Source organism: Salinicoccus sp. Bachu38 (assembly GCF_038561955.2).
Taxonomy (GTDB): domain Bacteria; phylum Bacillota; class Bacilli; order Staphylococcales; family Salinicoccaceae; genus Salinicoccus; species Salinicoccus bachuensis.
Map to the genome: position 1 here is coordinate 738,318 of NZ_CP138333.2, position 22,915 is coordinate 761,232.

Below are 22,915 nucleotides of genomic sequence, written 5' to 3' on the forward strand. Positions count from 1 at the left end.
TTCATGATGGTGGCCGATCTTAATGATGTGCTTAAAAAAGTCCATTTAAAAAAGATAAACCTTCCGGAAGCTGATTGGCTTCCGGGAGGTTTATTTTTAAATTGTTTATAAGTAAAGCGACCCGCCCCGGCTCCCGTCCACATGGGATGGCGAGGGAGGGTGCTCTGTCTTATGAAAGACTGTTGATCTGCAGGTAGAACTGCGCTTCCTGAAAATTATAGACAAGCTTTGAATAATCGAACGCTTCCCCATTTGGAAGGTGATAGACCGATTCGTAGTACAGCGCAGGATCTCCGGTTCTCAATGCCAGCAGATCCGCTTCAGTTTTTGTGAGCTTCCCGATATGGAAGAAGTTGTCCGAGAAGCCGATCTCCAGTTTCAACCCTTCCCTGAGGTAGGTGAATATGGATTCCGAGACAATCTGTTCATTCAGGAAAGGAACGACGGATTTCTTATAGTATGACTCCTCAATGCACAGCCGCTGTCCATGGATGAAACGCAGCCGCTTTACATAGTAGACATCTTCTCCAGCTGAAATCGAAAGATTGGCCATGACTTCTTCCGACGGTTTCACCACTTCGAGGTTGAGGACTTCAGACGTAAGCTGAAATTCATTAAGTCCGGATCTGAATCCCTGATTCTCATCGAGGTTGATATAGCCTTTCCTCTTATGCCGCCTGACGAAAATACCGCTGCCTCGCACCTGATAGATGATCCCTTTCATCTCCAGCAGCTCAAGCGCTTTTGTGATCGTGCTTTTGCTTACTTCATAATTTCTTCTGAGTTCTTCAAGCACAGGCAGCTTATCCCCCTGCTTTAATTTATTGTCAACGATGTAGTGCTCTATATCGTCGGCAATCCTCTGGTACTTCAGCATCTTATCCTTCATCTTATAACATTCCTTTATTTGGGCATCTTTATGTCTTCCTTTATATTATAACACCGATGATCCAATGATTTGTTTAAAATAAATTATATTTGTCTTGATAAATTGTACCGATACAATTATAATTAACTCAAACAAACAAAGGGGTGTGGTATTGATGTCAGGAAAAGTACGGGATTATCCCAAACTCGCCAGAGATATTCTGGATGCAGTCGGTGGGAAGGGGAATGTTTCAAATGTTGCGAGATGCGCTACACGATTGCGCATAGTATTGAAGGAAGACCGTCCTGAAGCGAAGAAAATCGTTTCCGAAATGCCTGGGGTCATCAGCGTAGTGGAAAGGGGCGGACAGTTCCAGGTTGTCATCGGACAGCATGTCGGTGAAGTCCACCAGGAATTTCTGGATCTGACGGACCTGGATTCGAACACCCAGGTGGAGGGTGAAAAGCCGCAGGGGACGATTGTGAACCGGGTCATTGCCACCATGTCGGCCGTATTTGCGCCATTCATCTACATCTTGGCGGCAGCCGGTATTCTTCAGGGGCTGCTGATTCTGATAAACCTTGTATTTCCGGCTTTTGCGGAAACGGGGACATATGAAGTGTTCAGCCTGATTTCATGGGCACCGTTCGTATTCCTGCCCATCCTGATTGCAATTACGGCTTCGAAGCACTTCAGATCGAACACCTACATCGCAATCGCTGCCACTGGTGCACTTGTGAGTCCGACGCTTGCCGAATTGGCCGGCCGTGTCGGCGAAGGGGAGACGGTTTCATTTCTTGGGTTTGCGCTCAGTGAAACCACATATACATCGACTGTACTGCCGGCACTGTTTCTGGTATGGGGATTGTCCTATCTGGAAAGATTCCTGGACAGGAGCATGAACGAGACGATCCGTCCGCTGTTCACACCGTTTTTTGCACTCATCATTGCGGTGCCTCTGGCGATACTGGTGATTGGACCATTGACTGCAGCTGGAGCGAACCTGATTGCGGACGGCTACAACGTACTGTCCAACAGCTTCCCTGCATTGGCCGGCGCCCTGATTGGTGCATTCTGGCAGGTATTCGTCATCTTCGGCGTCCACTGGGGTGTGACACCGATGGTTTTGGCCAACTATGACCAGTATGGCATGGATTCCTTCCAGGCCTATCAGACGATTGCTGTCATCGCCCAGGTGGGTGCGGTGCTCGGCGTGATCATCAAAACGAAGCGCAAGGAAATCAAGCAGGTGGGGACGTCTGCTGCCGTAACCGGGCTCTTCGGCATCACGGAGCCTGCCATCTACGGTATTACGCTGAGGTTCAAGAAACCGTTCATCATCGGCAGCATTTCCGGTGCGATCGGATGTATCGTAGCAAGCTTCTTCAACCCATACTACTTCGCGTATGCAGGGCTGCCGGGCCCGCTGACTCTCGTCAATGCCATAAGTTCCGACTATCCATCCTCGATCTGGGGCGTACTCATCGGTGTGGCCATCGCCATCGTCCTGCCGATCGTCCTGATCCAGGTATTCGGATACGGAGATGACACGGCCAAACAGGCGGGAAGCGATGAACTGGTCGAGGAGCAGAACGAAACGGGCGACATCCAGGATCCGGCTATGACGGCAAAGAATATCATGAACGAAGAGAATGTACTGATACCGGTCAAAGGCAGTCTGGTGAAACTTGAGGATATTCCGGACCAGGTATTCGCCTCGGGAGCCATGGGCAAAGGTGTGGCGATCGAGCCGGAGGATGACAAGGTGACAGCACCGTTTGAAGGGGAAGTCACATTTGTGGCTCCGAGCAAGCATGCCATCGGCCTCAGGTCGACGGGCGGCGTGGAAGTGCTGATACATGTCGGACTGGATACGGTGGAATTGGATGGGAAGCCGTTCAATATCGAAGTGTCCGTCGGTGATCATGTGGAAGCGGGAGATCTGCTGATGGCATTCGACAGGGAGATGATCGGTCAGAAAGGGCTCAGATCCCTCATACCGGTAATCGTGACGAACACGAAAGATTATGCAGATATCGTATTATCAGAGACGATTGCTGCTGACAAGATCATGCTGACAATAGTAAAATAGGAGGATTTTTATGAGTAGATTTCCAGAAGGTTTCAAATGGGGCGGTGCATTCGCTGCCCATCAGTTCGAAGGGGGCTGGGACCAGGACGGCAAGGGTCCAAGTGTTGTGGATGTGATGACGGCAGGTGCCCATGGTGTACCGAGGGAGATTATGGAAACAATCGAGGCAGGCAAGTTCTACCCGAATCATGAAGCGGTCGATTTCTATAATAATTACAAGAGTGACGTGAAACTGTTCGCCGAAATGGGGCTGCAGTGCCTGAGGACATCCATCGCCTGGTCGAGGATATTTCCGCAGGGAGATGAATCCGAGCCCAACGAAGCGGGCCTGAAGTTCTATGATGACCTGTTTGATGAACTGCTGAAACATGACATAGAGCCTGTCATCACGCTTTCCCACTTTGAAATGCCGCTTCATATCGCCAGGGAATACGGCGGTTTCAAAAGCAGGGAGACGGTCGGCTTCTTTGTCAAATTCGCTGAAACCGTCTTCGAAAGATACAAGGATAAAGTGAAGTACTGGATGACTTTCAATGAAATCAACAATAAGATGGACTACAACAACCCGATCTTCCTCTGGACAAATTCCGGCGTCAGTGTAGAAGACGGTGAAAATCCGAAAGAGGTCATGTATACGGCGGGGCACCATGAACTCGTGGCCAGTGCCCTGGCTGTGGCGAAAGGGAAGGAAATCAATCCGAAATTTGAGATCGGCGGTATGGTTTCCCATGTGCCGATCTATCCATACTCTGCGAGGCCCGATGATGTGATGCTTGCAGAGGAATACATGAGACAGCGTTATTTCTTCCCTGATGTACATGTACGGGGAGAATATCCAAGGTATGCACTCAAGGAATTCGAGAGGGAAGGATTGAACATCCCGATTCTTGAAGGCGATGAAGAAATACTGAGGAACGGGACGGTCGACTATCTGGGCTTCAGCTACTATATGTCCACCACGGTGGACAGCCAGGTCACCGCAGACCATAAAGGTGACATAGTGAATGGCGGATTGCCCCACGGGGTCGACAATCCATTCATCGAATCCAGTGACTGGGGCTGGGCGATTGACCCCGTCGGTCTGCGATATGCACTGAACCGCCTGTACGACCGCTATCAGATTCCACTGTTCATCGTGGAAAACGGATTTGGTGCCATCGACCACGTGGAGGAGGACGGTACGATCCAGGATGATGCCCGCATAGAGTATCTGGGTGCCCATATCAAGGAGATGGAAAAAGCGGTGAACTACGATGGTGTGGAACTGATCGGATATACGCCGTGGGGCGTCATGGACATCGTTTCGTTCACCACGGGTGAAATGAAAAAGCGGTACGGCATGATCCATGTCGATCGTGACAATGAAGGAAATGGTACGATGAAGCGGAGCAGAAAAGCTTCTTTCGACTGGTATCGGGCTGTCATAGAATCGAATGGGTCTGAATTGAAATCGATGGTATCGACGGAATTTTCCTGAACAGTGATGGAAGTTTCAACCGGGAACTATTCTCCAACACCAAAAGCCGAGTGAAAGATGTGGTTTTGAAATAGCTTATGTAAAAAAGATGTCGCAGGCTTTGACCAGCCTGCGACATCTTTTTTTAATGCAATATACTGCTCTTTCATCAGCGCTTCAGCATGGCGTCCTTCGGATAGGCGTCCCGTCTTTCCTTGTACAGCTTATAGAGTGCATTCTGACTCGGCTGCTCCACATAGCGATAGATGCCGTATGCCATCAGTATGCTGACGCCAATCGGCACAAGCATGTAGATTTCATGGACCAGGCCGAATGATTCCATCCGGTTGATCATGACATATCCGATATTCTGATGGACCAGATAGACCGGATATGAGATGGTGCCGAAGAAGACGAGCACCTTCGAACTCAGGAACTTCAGGTTGCCATTCAGTATGAGGTGGAACACCCCGATGAACAGGAGGGTGAACAGTGCGTTCTCGATACTGTGGAAAAAGATATCATAGATGACGGCCATGCCGATCACCAGATGGTACTTGATCCGGTGGCCATGCTGCCATATGGCGTAGAACATCATGCCGATGATGAACATGTGGCTGAAGCTGGCGATGGAATATTCGCGAATGATCGACGTCAGCTCCGTATCCATCGTACGGTGGACGACTTGTATCAGTACGGATGCTGTGAACCAGCTGAGCGTGACACCCATGATGTGCTTCGCTTTGCCGAACAGGAGCAGTATGCCCATCAATACATAGAATGTCAATTCGACACGGAGTGTCCAGTAGACGCCGTCCACCCGTCCCACACCGGTGAAGAAGTCCTGCAACATGGTCATGTTGATCAGCGCCTCGCCGAAGCCGACTTTGAGATCCTCCATTACAGATGTTGAGACGACCACAAATGTCAGGGCGACGGCGAACATGTACGCCGGATACAGACGGATGGACCGCTTGATGGCAAAATCGGAGGCAGATTTCACCTTCATGACGGACATGTAGATGACGAAGCCGCTGATGATGAAGAATAGCTGTACGCCGTATTCGCCGAACCAGAAGAAGTCGATATACCCCTCCTTCACATGGCCGAACCGGTTGTCATAGTAGGTGGTGTAGTGGAAGAGGATGACCGCGATTGCGGCGAGCCCCCTCAGTGCATCGATCTCTGTGAAGCGTTTTTTCTGTGACATGGTTATGTGCTCCCATCAGTCTCCAATTGGTTCTTGGATTTTTTGCCGATTTTTATTGTCACCCAATATATACCCCCTCCCGGGCGGAATTCAATTGGAAAGGGTGTTAAGTCTCCATTACAAACATGACATGCCAGTTACATCTCCATGACAGGTGTGTGTGGTATGATGGGGGCAAATGGAAGGGGGAATGGCCATGGCGCGACGTATCGTATTGGACCTCGCTGTAACATTGGATGGCTATATCGAAGGGGAGCATGGTGAAATCGACTGGTGCATCATGGACCCGGAGATGAATTTCACGGACTTTCTGAAATCAGTGGATATCATACTTTTCGGCAGGAAGAGCTATGACATGTGGAAATTGTATGTACCGGATGAAGAGGAATCCGACCTCGACAAAGAAATGATGCAGATGATTGAAGACAAGGAGAAGATCGTCTTTTCACGATTGAAGAGTGAGTCGGAAAACAATGTGACTTTTTCAAATGGGGTTGAAGAGACGGTCGAGGCGCTGAAGTCCCGGGATGGCAAGGATCTCTGGCTGTATGGTGGAGCGGAACTGATCACCGAATTCGTGAACCGGGGCCTTGTTGATGAATACCGACTCTCCATCCACCCGGTCGTACTGGGCAAGGGGAAGCCGCTATTCAGTAATATAGAAGGGCGATTGAACCTCGCGCTCCAGGAAGTGAACAGGTACCAGTCCGGTGTGGTGCAGCTGGTATACAAAAAGCAGTAATCCAGATCATGGCTGCCGTAATCTCATTGTTTGAATCTGTAAAAAGGTTTGATTATTTCCTGTCAAAGTCGAAGGAGGTGAAATGGCATGAGGACCATCGAATACAAAGGTGTCACCTACAATGTGATTCAGGCAATTCCTGAAGCAGACCTATTGCTTGTATATAAAGAGGATGAGAGTTTTTCGAGTGGTGTGAACTACCCGGCCAACTGCCTGGTAGTGCCGGATGTCGATCATCCTGACTATCATCAAAATGCTTACGATTGAATACAATCTTCTTCTGAGGAGAGATGCCGTCTGACATGAAGCAATTGATATAGAGGGCGGTATAAGTAAAAATGGCAGGACCTTCAGGTCCTGCCATTTTTGTCTAGCCGATCGGTGCATGATTGATTTTTGAAAGTGGCTCATTGATGTCGAAGATCTTGCCGATGACATTGCTGATGCCGAAGCTTGCGAGCCTCTCGGTATGCATCTTCAGATACTTTTCGGCATCCTTCCTCGTTTCGAATACGTAGATGCCGCCTGCTTCTTTTCCCAGTGCGTTTTCCGTCCATATCTTCCATAGGAATCCGGGTTCCTCATTGATGCTTTCGGCGAGGTCTTTGAACGCTTCCGACATCTCTTCACCAAAAGGGCCTTTCATTTCGAAATCCACCTGCAATAATGCTGCCATGAATGTTTTCCCTCCAATTCTTTATTCCTTCCCTTATACCCAATTTCACTGGACCCATGTGGCCGGTTATCACTAAGGATCTGATCCGATGTATTTCCCAGCCAAGTTCGGGTAGAGTAAGGGTAGGTATATAACAATACAGAGGAGGATCCATATGAATATTGGAATCATTGGTGCAGGGGCCATCGCAAATGGGATGCTCGAGCGCATCAACCATGACAGTCATGAAAATTTGAAAATCAGCAGCGTATTCGTGAGGAACGAAGAGAAGTATCGGCATCTGGAAAATGAGTTTGGTGTCACACTGTACACGGATCTTGATGGCTTCCTGTCATCCGGCATCGACATCGTGGTGGAAGCGGCGAATGGGGAAGTCGTGAAGGAACATCTGCCTGAGGTGCTTAAACATAAAGATGCCATGCTGATCAGTGTCGGTGCATTGGCAGACGGGGAACTTGTGGCCGAGCTGATGCAGGTTGCGAAAAATCATAATCACACTCTGCACCTGCCATCCGGCGCCATCGGGGGCCTCGACCTCCTTCAGAATGCCCAGTCCCACGGCGATCTGAAAAAGGTCATGCTGACGACGCGGAAGCCGGCGGCTGCGCTCAGCTATGAGAATCTGGAGTCGGAGCGGGTGGTATTCGAAGGCAGGGCCAAAGACGCCATCACCCTGTATCCGCAAAATATGAATGTGGCCATCATCCTCGGGATGGCAGGCATGGGCATCGAGGAGACGGAAGTGATGCTGATTGCCGACCCGAATATTGAAAAGAACATCCATCAGATTGAAGTCGAAGGCGCGTTTGGCAGGGCCGAATTCAAAATAGAAAACCAGCCGCTGCCTGAAAATCCGAAGACAAGCTATCTTGCTGCCATCAGCATCCTGGGTACACTTGAACGGCTCAACAGGAATTTCAGGATCGGGTGAATTTAGAGAATTTCATAGGTAAAAGGAATGACAGCAAAAAGTATAGAATCCCTGGGACTATTGGTTCCAGGGATTTTCTTATGAGTAGTATGTTTTAGTTCCTAACATGATAAAATATTAAAAATATTTCATTTGTTTTTCAATTGTGTAAAAAAATTCTAAATCATGATTAATTTCCTACTGAGAAGGTAGACAAGCTATGCAAGACCAATCATCTATTATTTAGGAGGAGGAGAATCATATGAAGATGAGAAGAAGATCACTCATAAAAATTACAGCACCAGCTCTGGCACTTGGTTTGGCATTATCTACACAAGGGGACGCTGAAGCAGCGAGTCCAAATGCCAATATCAATGCCAAAGTGAACTCAAATGCACAAATCTCCCACTCAAACGGAGCGAGTCTGGCACATCGTCTCAGTCCAGTTGAAAGCAAACTGCAATCAGTGGAACTCGAAGCAAGCTTCATCGCTTCACAGCTTGAGAACGTTGAGTCATTGACTCCTGAACAATATGAATATTATCAAGGGGAGCTTGATTCCCTCCTTAACCGTGTCAACGCTTCTACGAATCAATTGAACGCAGTCTCCAAGAAATTTAGTAATGATGCATCAGGCATAGTAGAAGTGGAAGGTGACATCAACCTGACAATTTCACTCATTCTTGAATTGCAAGACCTGCTGGGAGCAATCGAAGTAGTTCCTGAAGAACCGGTTGAAGAAGCACCAGATGAAGAGGCACCTGAAGAAGAAGCACCAGAAGAACCAATTGAAGAACCAACACCAGAAGAACCGGTTGAAGAGCCAACACCAGAGGAACCGATTGAAGAACCAACACCAGAAGAACCGGTTGAGGAACCAACACCAGAAGAACCGGTTGAGGAACCAACACCGGAAGAGCCGGTTGAAGAGCCGACACCGGAAGAGCCGGTTGAAGAGCCGACACCAGAAGAGCCGGTTGAGGAGCCAACACCGGAAGAGCCGGTTGAAGAGCCGACACCAGAAGAGCCGGTTGAGGAGCCAACACCGGAAGAGCCGGTTGAAGAGCCGACACCAGAAGAGCCGGTTGAAGAACCGACACCGGAAGAGCCGGTTGAAGAACCAACACCAGAAGAGCCGGTTGAAGAACCGACACAATAATCGAATCTCAGTTATACAGCGTCTGGAAGTTGAAACGGTCCGCACTGCGGGCCGTTTTACTATGTGTTCATAGATTTACACATTCTTCTATAGACTATCAGGTGCGTTTTATATTTCTTTTTATGGTTACATAAGTGGAAAGGGAATTTTTAAAGAAATGGAGTGGATATTATGAAATGTACAATCGTTGGCATGTGGGGCGGCTTCCCCAAGAAGAGTGAACCGACTTCAGGCTATCTGGTCGAGAAGGACGGATGTGCCATACTGCTCGATGCAGGGAGTGGGGTGGCTGCACATGTACAGAACCATATCGATCTGAATGATCTGCATCATATTTTCCTGACCCATTACCATTACGACCATTCCGTCGATATCGGATCTTTCCTGTTCGGACGCATGATCAGCACACAGCTCGGTCGGGTGGACAAGACGCTCAACTTCTATGGGCCCGCTGACAAGGGTGTAGAGAAACAGGTGAATAAAGTGAAGAACAATACTTTCCATCCATATGGCAAGGACAGCACATTCAAAGTCGGACCGTTCTCGATAGAATTCCATAAGAATGCACATACGGTCGAAACCTATGCCATGCGTATTACGGATGATGCGGGGCATGTGCTGGTCTATACTGCCGACACGAGCTACAGGAAGAGCCTTGTGCGTTTTGCAGAAGATGCGGATGTGCTGATTTCGGAATGCAGCCTATATGCCGGTGAAGACGGTGAGAAGATGGGTCATATGAATGCCGAGGAAGTCGGTGGTCTGGCGGCCAAAGCGGGTGTTGGGAAACTGGTGCTCTCCCACCTGCCACACTATGGTACTTTGGATGAGCTATCAGCATCTGCCGAGGCCGCTGGCGGGGAGGATGTCATGTTGGCAGAAGCGGGAATGGAGATTAAGTTATAGAGGTTTTAATAGCAATTTTAATCTATTTTCTTTAAAGAGAGTTAATTAAGTGGAAGAGGATGAAGAAGGAAACATGGTTTTGATCCTTCTGGCAGGCAATCGAGAAACTTTTTATGACCAGTTGGCAAGGTATATGAAATGAAATTGGATGGGGCCCTCGTCCCATCTTTTTAAATTGATTTATATTCAGGGAGAATACATATCGAGAACAAAGTGAGTTTATGATAAAGATTTAATGAACAAAAAAAGCCGGCCGATTCAATGAACCAGCCGGCCGAAAATATTATTTGATAAAGAATGTATCTATAGTGATGGTCCATCCGCCGACGCGGACTTCTGCCGATTTTCTGCATAGCGGATTGCCATCTCAACAGCATTTTCCGCATCAATATAGCCCCATTGGCTGCCGAATGACGCTTCACTGGTCATCTGCAGTATGCTTTTCACATCATTCGGGCTCAAGTCTGGATTCGCTTCAAGCATCAGGGCAACGACTCCTGCACAGATGGGTGTGGCCATGGAAGTGCCGGACATCTGTATATAATTTTCGTCAATGACCTGTTCCGCCAATTCCGTCACCACCGTGGAGCCCGGGGACAACAGCGAGATGATGTTTGTGCCGGGGGCATAGATATCCGGCTTGACCATCTGGTCGATGGTTGGGCCCCGGCTGGAGAATTCAGCGATTTCGTCATCAGTGCGCTCGACCGTATTCTGGTCATCCGTTGCCCCGACCGTGATGATGAAGGGATTGATGGCAGGCGTACCGATGGTAGAAGGCGCCGGTCCGCTGTTTCCCGCAGCGGCACAGACGATCATGCCGGCGTGCCACGCTTCCTGAGCGGCAAGCGACAATGGGTCTCTTCTGAATGATTCAAGGGCTTTCGAACCAAGAGAAAGGGAGAGGATCCGGATATCATATGCCTCTTTATTTTCCATGCACCATTCGATGCCTTCAATGATGTTGGACAGGTTGCCGCCTCCGGAACCGTTCAGCACCTTCACGCCCACGATGGATGCTTTTGGTGCCGGTCCTTTGTATTCACCGTCGGATAGTGCCCCATTTCCTGCCGCATCACCGGCACAGTGCGTTCCATGTCCATTGTCGTCATAGGGCTCGGTCTCACCCTTGATTACATCGTGGAAGGCGATGATGCGGTTTTCCGGTGTCGTCAGATCGGCATGGGGATGGATGCCGGTATCAAGCACAGCAATCGTCACACCTTCTCCGCTGAGGTTATGCGTGTCCCTGACCTTCCCGGATCCGATCTGCGAGTCCGTGATGTCGAGATATGCTGAGACAGGGCGGTCATAATATATCCGTTCAATGGCATCATGATCCTTGATCTGTTTGATCTTCTCAGGTGTAAGGGACCCTTTCATGCTATTGATGATGCGTATTTCATGGTCCAGGTGATTGTGGGAATCGATGTTGCATTGTCGGAAGAGGTCATCCTTTTCATCTTTTCCACACCCCTGCCTGCATTTTATGATGATCGGAATCTCATTGGTGCCTGTTGCGTGGTAGGCATTCCTCCGGTCGATGCGCAGCTGTTCGATCAGGCCGGGATCCAGTCTGTTGCCACTTTCTTCATACCAGACTCTTTTTCTGTTATTCATTATCTTCTCCTCCCTATAGATCTTGATGGCATGGCATCATGATTGGCAAATTTCCTTTACTTATTAAATTTCCAAATTATAGTTATCTAAACATTTAAAATATTATTGAGTTCCAAATGATGATTAGAGATTCCGCTCACGTGGTAAATATATAACATGTAAGATGAATGCAAATCAGAAGGAGGCATTATTGATGAAAGTCAGAGAAATTATGACGACTGAAGTCGAAACATGCGGACCTGAAACTACCATCCAGGAAGTGGCATCAAAAATGATGGAACTGGATGTCGGTTCCATCCCGGTCACAGAGGATGGCAACTTGAGAGGCATCATCACAGACCGTGACCTGGTCATCCGGGGCATTGCTTCCCAGTTCTCGCTTGAGACACCGGTGAACCGCATCCTGTCATCCGACAATGTGACGGGTACACCGGATATGGACGTGGAAGAAGCGGCAAACCTGATGGCACAGGAACAGATACGCCGGCTGCCGATCATCGAGGACAATAAAGTGGCAGGCATCGTTTCCCTCGGTGATGTGGCAGTGGACGAGGAAGACCCTGAGGACTCAGAAGTGGCTCTTGAGGAAATCTCCAAACCGGCAGAACCGGACAAATAGAATATTATGTATGGATGTTCCGAGCCAATAGCCTCGGAATTTTTTTGTACACTTGTAAAAAAAAGGATATAATAAGAGATAGAAGATATTATAAAAGAAAAATAAGCAAAAAGATAAATATCCTTATGCTCCTAATCAGAATCGAACAATCAAGATAGAGAAAATAAAATAGCACCAGCCATAGCTGATGTGACAGACGAAGAAACGACAAATAAGGTGAGTTGATTCGTCATGGTGCAATTGGAATTGCTCTCCATCACTGCCGTTCTGTGGATTTACAGATTGTGTAGAAAGGAACGAAATTAAAAATGAATATCGCTATTCGAATACTGCTTTCACTTTTGCTTGCCGCCTTTCTGGTTGCGCCCATGTCCGCTGTTGCAGAGACCGATGAAATAGAGCAGACGATAGAAGAAACAGATTCAATTGAGAATACATCGTCAGAAGAAGTCTCAATAGAGGAAGTGACGGAAGAAGTAAAAACTGAGGAAGTGGACAGTCTGGAGACACCATCGACTGTTGAGGAACCCATCGAAGCGGAACCCTCAGTAGAAATTTCTGAAGAAGAGACGACTGAGGAAATAGCTGACGAGAAAGCGCAGGCACCTCAGGAAGAATCTGCGGAATCCCTACAGACGACAGCTTTGGTGGGAGCGGATATCTTGGGAAATACAAGTTTGACAGCTGCTAAAGCAGACCATCCCTCTCGTATCATCCTTACTTATAAAATCACAAGCATTCTAAATTTGGGTCTATTGGATAGAGCTTTTGTAAACTTCTATTTGCCACCGGAAATCATGGAACTCATTTCAAAAAATAATTTGCAGGCGTCCTATTATGACTCTAGCCTGTTTGATACTGGAGGAGATCCAGAACCTTTTACACCTGAACAAATAAATATTACGGGAAATCAGGTGATTTTGGAAGCTGAAAGTTTCTTGAATTTAAAGGCAGGGGTTGAAAACACCTTTACTTTGGAAATCATGCTGGATGAATTTCCACCAACAGACACAGGGCAATACACTTTCTACGCTATAGAAACAGAACAAAGTGGGATTAACTTGGATCTCATCAAGAATGAAGGGAGCGATGCCACACTCCCTTCCCCTGTTATTCCTGGAGCACCGCACATCGATGATCCAATCCATACAACCAGTACAGTCGTTACAGGACACGGAGAACCTGGTTCAACGATAGTGCTGAAAATTGATGGAGTGGAACTCCCAGATTCAGATATTTTGGTGGATGCAGAAGGCAGATTCTCAGTCAATATTCCTGAACAGCCAGCCGGAACCGAAATACGAGGAAGCATTGTAAATGAAGATGGCATTGAAAGTGAAGAAGTAGCTGTCACTGTCACTGAGCCTCCGGATACTACTGCGCCGGATGCTCCGGAGATTGATGATGTCCACAGCAATGATACCATCATTACCGGAAGCGGTGAGGCGGGTGCAAAAATCATCCTGACCATCAATGATATCGATTATGAAGGGGCTGTTGATGAAAATGGAAGATATTCGATGGAAGTTCCGGTTGCACTGGAGCCGGGCACACTGATAACAGCATTACTAGTAGACGAGGCTGGAAATTCCAGTGAAGAAACGAAGACACAAGTCATTGAGGCGACCATTGTTTTTCACAGAGTTCCAGAAACCCTCTCCTTTGAAAGTGCATCCATAAAACAGGGAGTAACCAAAATCTCAAGACAAGACCCCGATTGGTCGATGGAAGTGAGGGATACAAGAGGGGTGGGCAGTACAATCCGTATTCGAGCGGAAGCACAACCCTTGATTACAGAAGATGGTCATACCCTTCCAAATGCTCTTGTCTATGTAGATGAGAACTTCGAAGCCCATTCTTTGGATGAAGGACCAGTGGAAGTGTTTACAGGGGAGACGAGTGAAGACCCTATCACTACCATACAGTGGCAACCAGAGCAGGGGCCTATGATTGAAGTAAACCCTATTTTAGCCGCTTCAAAATCCTATAGTACCAACATCACTTGGACAATCGTCAATGAACCTTAGATTTCATTTGAAATAATAAGCGAAGAAATGTAGTGACTATATCAACATCTCGGGGCAGAAGCCCCGGATTTTTTTGTTCACTTGTGAATGAAAGGGTATATAATATGAAAGGTCTTTGTAAAATCTGAATGAGAGGAAGTGTTCCAAATAGATATCAAGCATATGCGGTACTTCGCCGCCATCGTGAAGCATGGCAGCATGACGGAAGCGTCGAACCAGCTGTATATTTCACAGCCCACCATCAGCAAGGCAATCCATGATGTGGAGACGGAGCTCGGCATGCAGCTGTTCGACCGCAACCGCAAGAAGTTCGTGCTGACGGATGCGGGCAAGGTCTTCTACGACCAGTGCGAGGAGATACTGAGGCGCCATTCGGAGCTTTCGAACGACCTGAAGAACATGGTCGGCATGCGGCAGGGACAAATCAAGATCGGGCTACCCCCGATTATGGATGTGGGCAGGCTGATGGGCATCGTCAAGGACTTCCATGCGATGTATCCGCAGATCACCTTCCAACTGATCGAGAGCGGCAGCGGCACGATAGAGACAAGGCTCCGCCAGGATGAGATCGACATCGGCATCACGGTGCTGCCGACGGAAGGGGATGACTTCGACTCCTTCAACTTCCTGACGGAATCGCTGAAGCTCGTGGTCCATAGGGATCATCCGCTTGCCGGTGAGGCATCCATTGATCTGAAAGCTCTCAAGGATGAGCACTTCGTCATGTTCAACGAGGACTTCTATTTGAATGAAATCATCACTTCCGCCTGCAAAAATGCAGGGTTCACGCCGAAGGTCATTTCGAAGACCGCCCAGTGGCATTTCATCGAGGAGATGATCAATGCGGAACTCGGCATCTGCATACTGCCGGACAGTGTCGCGGCGCTTCTCAAGAGCTCATCGGTGACGGTGGACATCCATGAACCCGTGCTGAAATGGCGGCTCGGCGTCATCTGGAACCGCGATCGATACATGAACTTCATCACGAAGGAATGGATGAAGTTCTTTCAGCAATACTATGAATAGGGGTTTAAGACCGCTTTCATAGTTTTTATCTATGGACCTCATGAAATTCCACTATTTTTTGGAAAGGGTTTTCAGGGTGTAGGATGGGTCCATCAGATAAATGAGAGGTAGAAATGTTATGTCAGATTATAAAAATCCGAAAGACAGTAAAGTGATCAGCATCGATCAGGTATTCGCGAACGACTTGAACAACTACGATACGCTGTTTGGCGGCGTATTGATGAAACGCATAGATAATGTCGCCTCCCTTGCTGCAAGAAGACATGCGCGGGTGAAGGAATGCGTCACGGCTTCCATCGACTCCATCGACTTTCTGCATCCCATCACGCAGGCCGAATCCGTGTGCATCGAGGCATTCGTCACATCCACAGGAAAACGCAGCATGGAAGTATTCTGCAAAGTCATCACCGAAGATCTCGTGACGGAGGAACGGAAAGTCGCAGCCACCGCCTTCCTCACATTCGTCGCACTCGATGAAGAGACCAAGCGTCCGATTCCGGTACCAGGCATCGTGCCGGAAACCGAAGAGGAGAAATACCTCTACGAATCCAATGCACAGCGTACGGCAATGCGCCGGGAACGCCGCGAGCACAGCAAAGAGCTGACGACGAATATCAGCATTGAAAAACCATGGGATATATAGGAGGACGACATTCATGTATGCAAACCAGGAAACCATCAATCAGGTCCAGAGGGAACTGGCCGAAATCAGCACAGAGCATCCAGCACTCTACGCAAGAATCGAGCACGTCACAAGCTTCGCCAGACAGCTCCAGGTGAAGTACAGATATCTCGCCGATCTCATTACGGAGGAAGAGCGGGAGCCGCAGCCAATGTTCATCAAGACATCCGTACTCAACCTGCTCATCGATGAAGTCGAGAAGCTGCAGGCAACACCGGGATTTGAAATCTTCCGGGACCTGCTCAACAGGAACAAGCACAATGATTCACCGGAAATATTCCTGCTGATCCTCGGTGCGAAACCGGAAGCGGTCATGAACAACGCAATCATCAGCTAGGTATGATAGATGAAAGCAGCCATCCAATCGGATGGCTGCTTTTTTAGTGAGGGTAGGGAGGTCTATTCGCCTTCTGTTCCCTCAGGCGGGATTCGATCTCCTCGTAGCTTTGGATTTTCCTGTTCTCGAGCAGGTGGACCTTCCCGCTCTTCTCCATTTTGACACTGTCGGCGGGGCGGAACATATCTATTTCGAAATCGTATTTGTAGCCCCTCTTTTTCATCACTGCTTTGATGGCCCCCTGTGCCCGCATCGAATCCGTCCGGTCATGCATATCTTGGAGCTGTTCATTCGAAAACTGCCAGTAGTAATGGTAGCGTGCCGCTTCCCTGATGCTGTTCTCTTCCATTTTCCTCCGGGTGAGGATGACCGCCGACCGTCCGGCCTTTGCAGAGAACTTCCCGATCTTCCGTGCGATCTCCCTTGGTTGTATTTCCTTACATTTCGACTTTGAAAACTTCATTTTCTTCTCGATTATCTTCATGATTCTCTCCTCGATCAAAATAGCTTCATCTTCAAAATTGAAGGTCCTGTATTTATTAGGAATAACCCGCTTATTTTTTATTATCATTCAGATTAGAACAATTATCAATAGTGCTGTACTGATTTGTTGAAAATAAGACGAAAGGATGAAATATGCATATATATAATAAAAATAGATTGCAAATTTTAAAAAAATGCATCGATAACATCCATATTTTCTGAAAATTGTAATAATGTATGGTTTTTTAATGTATACTGGGTTGTATAAAATAAGTCTATGACTTATAAGGTTTGAGTATCATGTAAGGACTTACTGGAAGATTACGAAGGAAATTGAACAAGGGGGACGGAAGATGAAGCATGGTTTCATTCTTAGAAGTCTGATCGGGGTGCTGTTGCTGATGACATTGGGTGCATGTACATCAGATGACGGGACCGGAGTTTCCATGGATCAGAACCAAGATGATGTGACAGAAGAAGCAGCCCCGACGGAGGAATCATCACCTCCGGAAGAGGATGCTGGGAATGCAGACGCCACAAATGGCGGTACTGCCGAGGCATCGGAAAGCATCAGCAAGGAAGTATTGCTGCAGAAGGCTTCGGAGGTGGATCAACTGATGGAAAACTATTATCTTGAGTCGAAGGTCACCATGTATACGGACGAGCAGACGGATGAAACGTTGACTCGGGAATGGTTCTACTGGAAGAATGGGGAACTGCATTTCCGCAAGGAGATAGAGCGGGCGGGTGTGCCGACCCAATATATCACGGGCAACGACCAGGATTCGACGATCTATACGGAAGGGGAGGACATCGCAATACGTACAGAGACCCTTGTGCCGGGAGCAGATCTGCCCTCGCCGTCGAAAGCGATGAAGGAACGGATCTCAAGCTACAAGATGTCCCATGATTCTGAAGTTGTGGGGCAGGAAGAGGTGAATGGCCGAAAAGGCCATCATCTGGTCTTCACGCCGAAGGAAGAGGCAATGGAGAGCGGCACGACGATGGAGCTCTGGATCGATTCCGAGCACTGGCTGACGCTGAAGGAAGTGCTGGACCAGGGCGATATGCGCATGGAGTATGAGGTTGTTACATTCGTCGAAGGCATCGAGCCGTCGATGGACCTCTTCCATATGGAACTGCCGGCAGATGTGGAGATCATCGACCAGTAGCAGTGAGTGTGAATAGAAAGCGGGCAGGGCCGATTGATGGCCCTGCCCGTCTTCTATGCTATCTTCTATGGTCATCGAAATTTTCCCGCGTATTGTTGTGCTCCGTGATGTCGACTTCCTCCTTGCGGAGTTCTTCAGAGATATGCTCCTTGTCCGTGACGATATCCTTCCGGATGACGATCTCTTCGGTGACGACCGTCTCTTTGATGACTTTCACACGCTCTTCGGTGAGCGGGATGCGCATGACGTTCTCATCATCGTCCGCATCATCCCTACTGTAGACATCGAGCGTCGGATTGCCGTCCACCGGCCGCCGTTCAACCGTCACATCCTCGCGGTCGACCGGCACGTCGAATTCCTCGAGCTTTGTCGTCACCCGCTTGTCGACACCGACTTCGCCCACCTGGACGTTCTCCTTGTCGATATTCAGGCGCTCCTCACGGAGGGTCATCCGCTCTTCATTTTCACGGTCGTTCCGGCGCGCCTCCGTGGCAGGGCGCTCCTGGTCGTACGCCCGAGTGTCCGCCGTATCCGGCATCTTATCCTTGTCGGCATCGAAGTCCTCCATGCTGTTGATATCGTTGCGTGTTGTATTATAGTCGTATTCGTCGACTGATGCGCCCTTTCTGCGTTCAACCCTTCTGGTTTCCTTTTCCTTCATTACTTGATCACCTGTCCTTCCACTGTTCTCGATATGGAGCAGCAGCATGCCGTCTTCGAGTGCCTGTGTATATTCCTTCTGCTCGCGCGGTGTGAGCTGCATGCTGTTCATCACCTGATCTCCGGCGTCCTCGTCGGCAAACCATGCGACGATCCGGTCCCAAGTATCCACTTCGGTGCTCTTCCGTCTGATGTCGAGGTGGGCGAGCAGCGTTTCATCCAGGCTCTCCCTGGATATCACCGTCATCTGTTCCTCCTCCACACCGTTCAGTTTCAGATGCTCGATTCTGCCGAGCAGATCACTGTTGTTTCCGAATGTTTCAATTCTCCCCATGGATCAGGCCTCCAATATATGTGTCCTTCAAATGCATTCAGCTTAGTAGTTAATTACCCCTGTATGAAGCGGTTAAACAGAGGGAAGACAGCGAATCCGCACATGACTTTCTTATTTATCCACGTTTGATATATAATTGGAGTACTATCTGCAACAGGTATTCAAATAAAGTGTCGGGAGAAGGATGATCATATGAAACCGAGAATCTTGTTTTTACTCAACTCCGTGGACGTGAACCGGGGTGGCCTGACGCATGCATCCTTGAGGCAGGCGAGCACTTTCGCAGATGCCGGTTACGACACCGAGCTTCTGACGTTCAGGTACGACCCGAGATTCCCATTGATATGCAGGAAGCTCGTGCATATGGGCAAGGTCAGCAAAAATGTACGCATCCGCAACCTGTTCCATGAACGCGCATTGTATGACAGGACGGACAGGATTCAGAGGAAGCGTGTGAAAGTCGACATCTCCGAGTACGAAGGAGCGTACAAGGTGTCGAAACGACCGAAACATAATGCATACAGGCTGTATCAGGATGGCAGGTACGTAAAATATATCTCCCTGCGGGAGGACGACACACTTGATTTCATCGACTACTATGGTGAGTACGAACGCCGCGAGCGGAGGGAGTTCTTCGACTACTATGGACAGATGACACGCCTCCAGCGTTTCAGCCCTGAGGAGAACAAGCTGGAGGAGGAGCACTTCTACAATCGGAACGGGGATACGATCCTCACCATGCGGCATGATCCGGAAACGAACAAAATCATCCATGTAAAGAACTTCGGGGAGGGCGATAGGACGCTCTCCGAAACCGACGGTGACCAGACCCCCTACAGGAAGGATTGGCTGGATCAGGTCCTCGGTGAATCCGACCGCGATACCGTGGTCATCTCGGATACCAGACCGACTGATGAACTCGTGGTACTGCTCGATGACAGCAGGGTGAAGGGTGTCATCCGCCCCCACAGCAACCATCTTCGGAACCCCGATGACCCATCCTCCGAATTGAACCGCCGCAACAAATACGCCATCGAAAGCGTCAAGGATATTGATGCGCTTGTTGTTCTGACGGAAAAGCAGCGACAGGACATCATCAGCCGGTTCGGCCATCCGGAGAAGGTGTTCGTCGTCCCGAACTACTACGATCCCGGGCCGCCGAAGGTCACCGGCCTGCGCTCTTTCCTGATGAATGTGCGGCAACGGAGCCGGAAGATCGAACGCGACATGAAAAAAGTGGTCATCGTCTCCAGATTCTCAAGCATCAAAAGCATCGACCACACCATCAGGGCCTTCAAGGATGTGGTGGAAGCCGTTCCGGAAGCGAAGCTTGAAATATGGGGGAAGGGCGATAAGAAGCAGGAGTACAAGGATCTGATCAAAAAGCTGGACCTCGATGGTAATGTAAAGGTGAAGGGGTATACCCAGCACCCCGAGAACGTCTACCGCTCGGGTGCGATGTCCGTCGTCACATCGAAGGCGGAAGGGTTTTCACTGTCCGTCATGGAAAGCATGGTCAATGAGACGCCGGTCGTCAGCTATGACATCCGGTACGGTCCTTCGGATATGATCGAAGATGGTGAAAATGGATTCCTGATTAAAAAAGGGGATACCGGGATGCTTGCGGAAAGAATGATCCATATGCTTCAAAACCCCGAGGAGACCCGGGCGATGGGTGTGGCGGCAGGCAAAACGATGCGGACGAAGTTCGGCATCGACAGCTATCAGAAAAAATGGTTCTCCCTGGTGAATCACCTGTTGGAGAACGATGAAAGTCGAGGTGCGCAAGAATAAAGTGATTTCAATCATTACACCTGCAGAAAAAAATGAAAACTATATCGACAGGGCACTCGAGTCGATAGTGGATCAGACCTATACGGCGTTTGAAGCATTGATCCTCCATTCAGACATCGATGCACTGAAGCGCGCAGTGGGCGAGAAGTATCTTGAAGATGAACGGTTCAGGTTCATCGAAACTCCGAAGGACATTACGGCAGGCGCCGCCCGCAACATCGGCATCGAAGCCTCGGAAGGGGAATATGTCTATTTCCTGGACAGCGATGACTATATATCTGATGATACGCTCCAGCTGCTCACCGACAACATTGAGGGCCGTCCGGTCGTCCGTGGCAGGGTACGAAGGACCAATTTGGATTCGAGCGCACTCGAGAATGTAACGGATCAGAGACGGATCAGCATCTTCCATCGGAACAGATACAACCTGGTGAAGAACCATTCGGCACTCAACTTCCTCGTCTCAAAGGACTACATCGACCGACTGGATCTGAGATTCGCTGAAGAAGAGCAGACGTACTCGGACCTTTCGTTCATCGTTCCATTGCTGGAATCGGTGGAAGTGGTGGCGTTCGTCTATGAAGCGGTCTATTTCAGGAGACGAAGGAATGATCCGATCACCCATCCATCCCTCCGGCAGCTGCCTGTGGAGCAGCGCATGCATGACCTTTTTTCCATCTACAACCGCCTGAAGCACTCCCGCCTCAGTTTTGAAGCTGAAGAGTTCCTGGATAACCTGCTGCTCAACTTCTACCGGAAGCATCTGATAGTGGAGTTCAAGGACAAAGCCCAGATCGACCAGCACTTCGAAGGCCTGCGGGAAGCCATTCGGAAGGTCAGTCCGGCAGTACTGAACGGCAAAGACAGGGTGCTGCGGCTCGACGTCCGCACCATCCAGTCGAGAAGCATGCGTACATTCAAAAGGCTGAGCATATTCAGAGACCTCATCAGGGATGTCAAAAAAGCCGTCACGACGAGGAACGGGCGTAAGGAATTCATCTATAAACGGTTCTTCAAGAACATGGACCTGATGGATGACCTGGTCGTCTTCGAGAGCTTCCAGGGCAAATCCTATTCCGACAGTCCCAAATATATATACCAGCAGATGCTCAAGAGCAGAAGCGGATACAACTATGTCTGGGTGATGAACAAGAAACAGAAGATCCCCGGCAATCCGGTGACCGTGAAGCGGTTTTCATTGAAATACTACCGTTATATGGCACGAGCGAAATATATCGTGAGCAACGTCAGGATGCCGAACAGCTACATCAAAAAGGATGGGCAGAAGTATCTCCAGACATGGCATGGTACGCCGCTGAAGCGTCTCGCGGGGGATATGGATGACGTACATATGCCCGGAACGAACGCAGCACGCTATAAGCAGAACTTCAGCCGTGAGACGGACAAATGGGACTATCTCATCGCCCCGAATGCGTACTCATCCGCCATATTCAAAAGGGCATTCTGGTTCAGCAACACCATGCTCGAGACCGGCTACCCTAGAAATGATATCCTGACCAATGACAACAATCCCGTCATCATCCAGGACATCAAGGAGAAGCTCGGACTTTCCGCAGATAAAAAGGTCGTCCTCTACGCACCGACATGGCGGGATGATGAATACTACAAAGTGGGGCAGTACAAGTTTTCCCTGCAGCTCGATCTCGAGCGGCTGAAGGAGCGGTTCGGCGATGATCACATCATCCTGCTCAGGATGCACTATGTCGTCGCGTCCAAGATGAATCTCGCCGGACTGGAAGGCTTCGCATATGATGTCTCCAAATACGATGACGTCAGCGAACTCTATCTCGTCTCCGATATGCTCATCACGGACTATTCATCCGTATTCTTCGATTATGCCAACCTGAAGCGGCCGGTCCTGTTCTTTACGTATGACATCGAGAAATACAGGGAACAGCTGCGCGGCTTCTATATCGACATGGAAGAGGAGCTGCCCGGCCCGTTGCTCATGACGAACGATGAAGTGGTCAATGCGATAGAGAACATCAATCAGATAGAGAAGAAATACAAGGAAAGATATGAAGCATTCCATGAACGCTTCTGCAGCTGGGATGACGGCAGGGCGTCGGAGAAGGTTGTGGATGCGGTGTTCAGGGAATAGAGGGGGATTTAAATCGAGGG

General features: G+C 49.0%; 21 protein-coding genes. 15 read left to right on the top strand and 6 right to left on the bottom strand.

Going from position 1 to position 22,915, the window contains the following annotated elements:
* Window positions 1–169: 169 nt before the first annotated feature.
* On the bottom strand, window positions 170–877 hold the full coding sequence (locus RQP18_RS03705) for a GntR family transcriptional regulator (protein ID WP_342389362.1): 708 nt from the start codon (window positions 875–877) through the stop codon (window positions 170–172).
* Window positions 878–1,043: 166 nt separating this feature from the next.
* Here RQP18_RS03705 and RQP18_RS03710 point away from each other — a divergent pair, with 166 nt between their 5' ends.
* Window positions 1,044–2,960, top strand: a complete 1,917-nt coding sequence (locus tag RQP18_RS03710) for a beta-glucoside-specific PTS transporter subunit IIABC (protein WP_342388815.1) — start codon at window positions 1,044–1,046, stop codon at window positions 2,958–2,960.
* 10 nt (window positions 2,961–2,970) lie between these two features.
* Window positions 2,971–4,437 (top strand): 6-phospho-beta-glucosidase, encoded by a 1,467-nt coding sequence (locus tag RQP18_RS03715; protein WP_342388816.1) that lies wholly within the window; start codon window positions 2,971–2,973, stop codon window positions 4,435–4,437.
* A gap of 148 nt (window positions 4,438–4,585) precedes the next feature.
* On the opposite strand, the gene RQP18_RS03720 is transcribed toward RQP18_RS03715, so the two are convergent.
* A complete protein-coding gene (locus RQP18_RS03720; protein WP_342388817.1) occupies window positions 4,586–5,626 on the bottom strand; it encodes an acyltransferase family protein in 1,041 nt (346 codons plus the stop codon).
* A gap of 196 nt (window positions 5,627–5,822) precedes the next feature.
* On the opposite strand from RQP18_RS03720, the gene RQP18_RS03725 reads away from it, so the two are divergent.
* Both RQP18_RS03725 and RQP18_RS03730 read left to right on the top strand, forming a co-directional pair.
* On the top strand, window positions 5,823–6,368 hold the full coding sequence (locus RQP18_RS03725; RefSeq protein ID WP_342388818.1) for a dihydrofolate reductase family protein: 546 nt from the start codon (window positions 5,823–5,825) through the stop codon (window positions 6,366–6,368).
* An 87-nt stretch (window positions 6,369–6,455) separates the two neighbouring features.
* A complete protein-coding gene (locus RQP18_RS03730) occupies window positions 6,456–6,635 on the top strand; it encodes a hypothetical protein (protein ID WP_342388819.1) in 180 nt (59 codons plus the stop codon).
* A gap of 103 nt (window positions 6,636–6,738) precedes the next feature.
* Here RQP18_RS03730 and RQP18_RS03735 read toward each other — a convergent pair whose 3' ends face one another.
* On the bottom strand, window positions 6,739–7,044 hold the full coding sequence (locus RQP18_RS03735) for a monooxygenase (protein WP_342388820.1): 306 nt from the start codon (window positions 7,042–7,044) through the stop codon (window positions 6,739–6,741).
* Window positions 7,045–7,198: 154 nt separating this feature from the next.
* Between RQP18_RS03735 and nadX the strand changes: the two genes are divergently transcribed.
* From nadX to RQP18_RS03750, 3 genes are all read left to right on the top strand, one after another.
* A complete protein-coding gene (nadX, locus tag RQP18_RS03740; protein WP_342388821.1) occupies window positions 7,199–7,975 on the top strand; it encodes an aspartate dehydrogenase in 777 nt (258 codons plus the stop codon).
* Between the two features lie 241 nt (window positions 7,976–8,216).
* Window positions 8,217–9,113 carry a hypothetical protein gene (locus RQP18_RS03745; protein WP_342388822.1) on the top strand — a complete coding sequence of 299 codons (897 nt, stop codon included), beginning with the start codon at window positions 8,217–8,219 and terminating at the stop codon, window positions 9,111–9,113.
* A gap of 171 nt (window positions 9,114–9,284) precedes the next feature.
* Window positions 9,285–10,019, top strand: a complete 735-nt coding sequence (locus tag RQP18_RS03750) for an MBL fold metallo-hydrolase (RefSeq protein WP_342388823.1) — start codon at window positions 9,285–9,287, stop codon at window positions 10,017–10,019.
* A 303-nt stretch (window positions 10,020–10,322) separates the two neighbouring features.
* On the opposite strand, the gene RQP18_RS03755 is transcribed toward RQP18_RS03750, so the two are convergent.
* Window positions 10,323–11,639: a S8 family peptidase gene (locus RQP18_RS03755; protein WP_342388824.1), complete on the bottom strand. Its 1,317-nt coding sequence runs from the start codon at window positions 11,637–11,639 to the stop codon at window positions 10,323–10,325.
* Between the two features lie 193 nt (window positions 11,640–11,832).
* Here RQP18_RS03755 and RQP18_RS03760 point away from each other — a divergent pair, with 193 nt between their 5' ends.
* The 5 genes from RQP18_RS03760 to RQP18_RS03780 all read left to right on the top strand — a co-directional run bounded on the left by RQP18_RS03760 (window position 11,833) and on the right by RQP18_RS03780 (window position 16,330).
* Window positions 11,833–12,258: a CBS domain-containing protein gene (locus RQP18_RS03760; protein ID WP_342388825.1), complete on the top strand. Its 426-nt coding sequence runs from the start codon at window positions 11,833–11,835 to the stop codon at window positions 12,256–12,258.
* Between the two features lie 308 nt (window positions 12,259–12,566).
* The gene (locus tag RQP18_RS03765; protein ID WP_342388826.1) at window positions 12,567–14,285 is read left to right on the top strand and encodes an Ig-like domain-containing protein; all 1,719 of its coding nucleotides are present in this window, start codon (window positions 12,567–12,569) and stop codon (window positions 14,283–14,285) included.
* Between the two features lie 138 nt (window positions 14,286–14,423).
* Window positions 14,424–15,311 (top strand): LysR family transcriptional regulator, encoded by an 888-nt coding sequence (locus RQP18_RS03770; protein WP_342388827.1) that lies wholly within the window; start codon window positions 14,424–14,426, stop codon window positions 15,309–15,311.
* Between the two features lie 118 nt (window positions 15,312–15,429).
* Window positions 15,430–15,954, top strand: a complete 525-nt coding sequence (locus RQP18_RS03775; RefSeq protein WP_342388828.1) for an acyl-CoA thioesterase — start codon at window positions 15,430–15,432, stop codon at window positions 15,952–15,954.
* Window positions 15,955–15,967: 13 nt separating this feature from the next.
* Entirely contained in the window at window positions 15,968–16,330 is a 363-nt protein-coding gene (locus RQP18_RS03780; RefSeq protein WP_342388829.1) for a hypothetical protein, read from the top strand.
* Window positions 16,331–16,373: 43 nt separating this feature from the next.
* Here the strand turns inward: RQP18_RS03780 and RQP18_RS03785 are convergent, their stop codons facing one another.
* Window positions 16,374–16,814 carry a hypothetical protein gene (locus tag RQP18_RS03785; RefSeq protein ID WP_342388830.1) on the bottom strand — a complete coding sequence of 147 codons (441 nt, stop codon included), beginning with the start codon at window positions 16,812–16,814 and terminating at the stop codon, window positions 16,374–16,376.
* A 352-nt stretch (window positions 16,815–17,166) separates the two neighbouring features.
* On the opposite strand from RQP18_RS03785, the gene RQP18_RS03790 reads away from it, so the two are divergent.
* Window positions 17,167–17,985: a LolA family protein gene (locus RQP18_RS03790; RefSeq protein ID WP_342388831.1), complete on the top strand. Its 819-nt coding sequence runs from the start codon at window positions 17,167–17,169 to the stop codon at window positions 17,983–17,985.
* 58 nt (window positions 17,986–18,043) lie between these two features.
* On the opposite strand, the gene RQP18_RS03795 is transcribed toward RQP18_RS03790, so the two are convergent.
* Entirely contained in the window at window positions 18,044–18,979 is a 936-nt protein-coding gene (locus RQP18_RS03795; RefSeq protein ID WP_342388832.1) for a YsnF/AvaK domain-containing protein, read from the bottom strand.
* A gap of 192 nt (window positions 18,980–19,171) precedes the next feature.
* On the opposite strand from RQP18_RS03795, the gene RQP18_RS03800 reads away from it, so the two are divergent.
* Together RQP18_RS03800 and RQP18_RS03805 are read left to right on the top strand one after the other, a co-directional pair.
* Window positions 19,172–20,773: a glycosyltransferase gene (locus RQP18_RS03800; RefSeq protein WP_342388833.1), complete on the top strand. Its 1,602-nt coding sequence runs from the start codon at window positions 19,172–19,174 to the stop codon at window positions 20,771–20,773.
* On the top strand, window positions 20,748–22,895 hold the full coding sequence (locus RQP18_RS03805) for a CDP-glycerol:glycerophosphate glycerophosphotransferase (RefSeq protein WP_342388834.1): 2,148 nt from the start codon (window positions 20,748–20,750) through the stop codon (window positions 22,893–22,895). Before RQP18_RS03800 ends, RQP18_RS03805 begins: the two co-directional genes overlap by 26 nt.
* Window positions 22,896–22,915 lie beyond the last annotated feature (20 nt).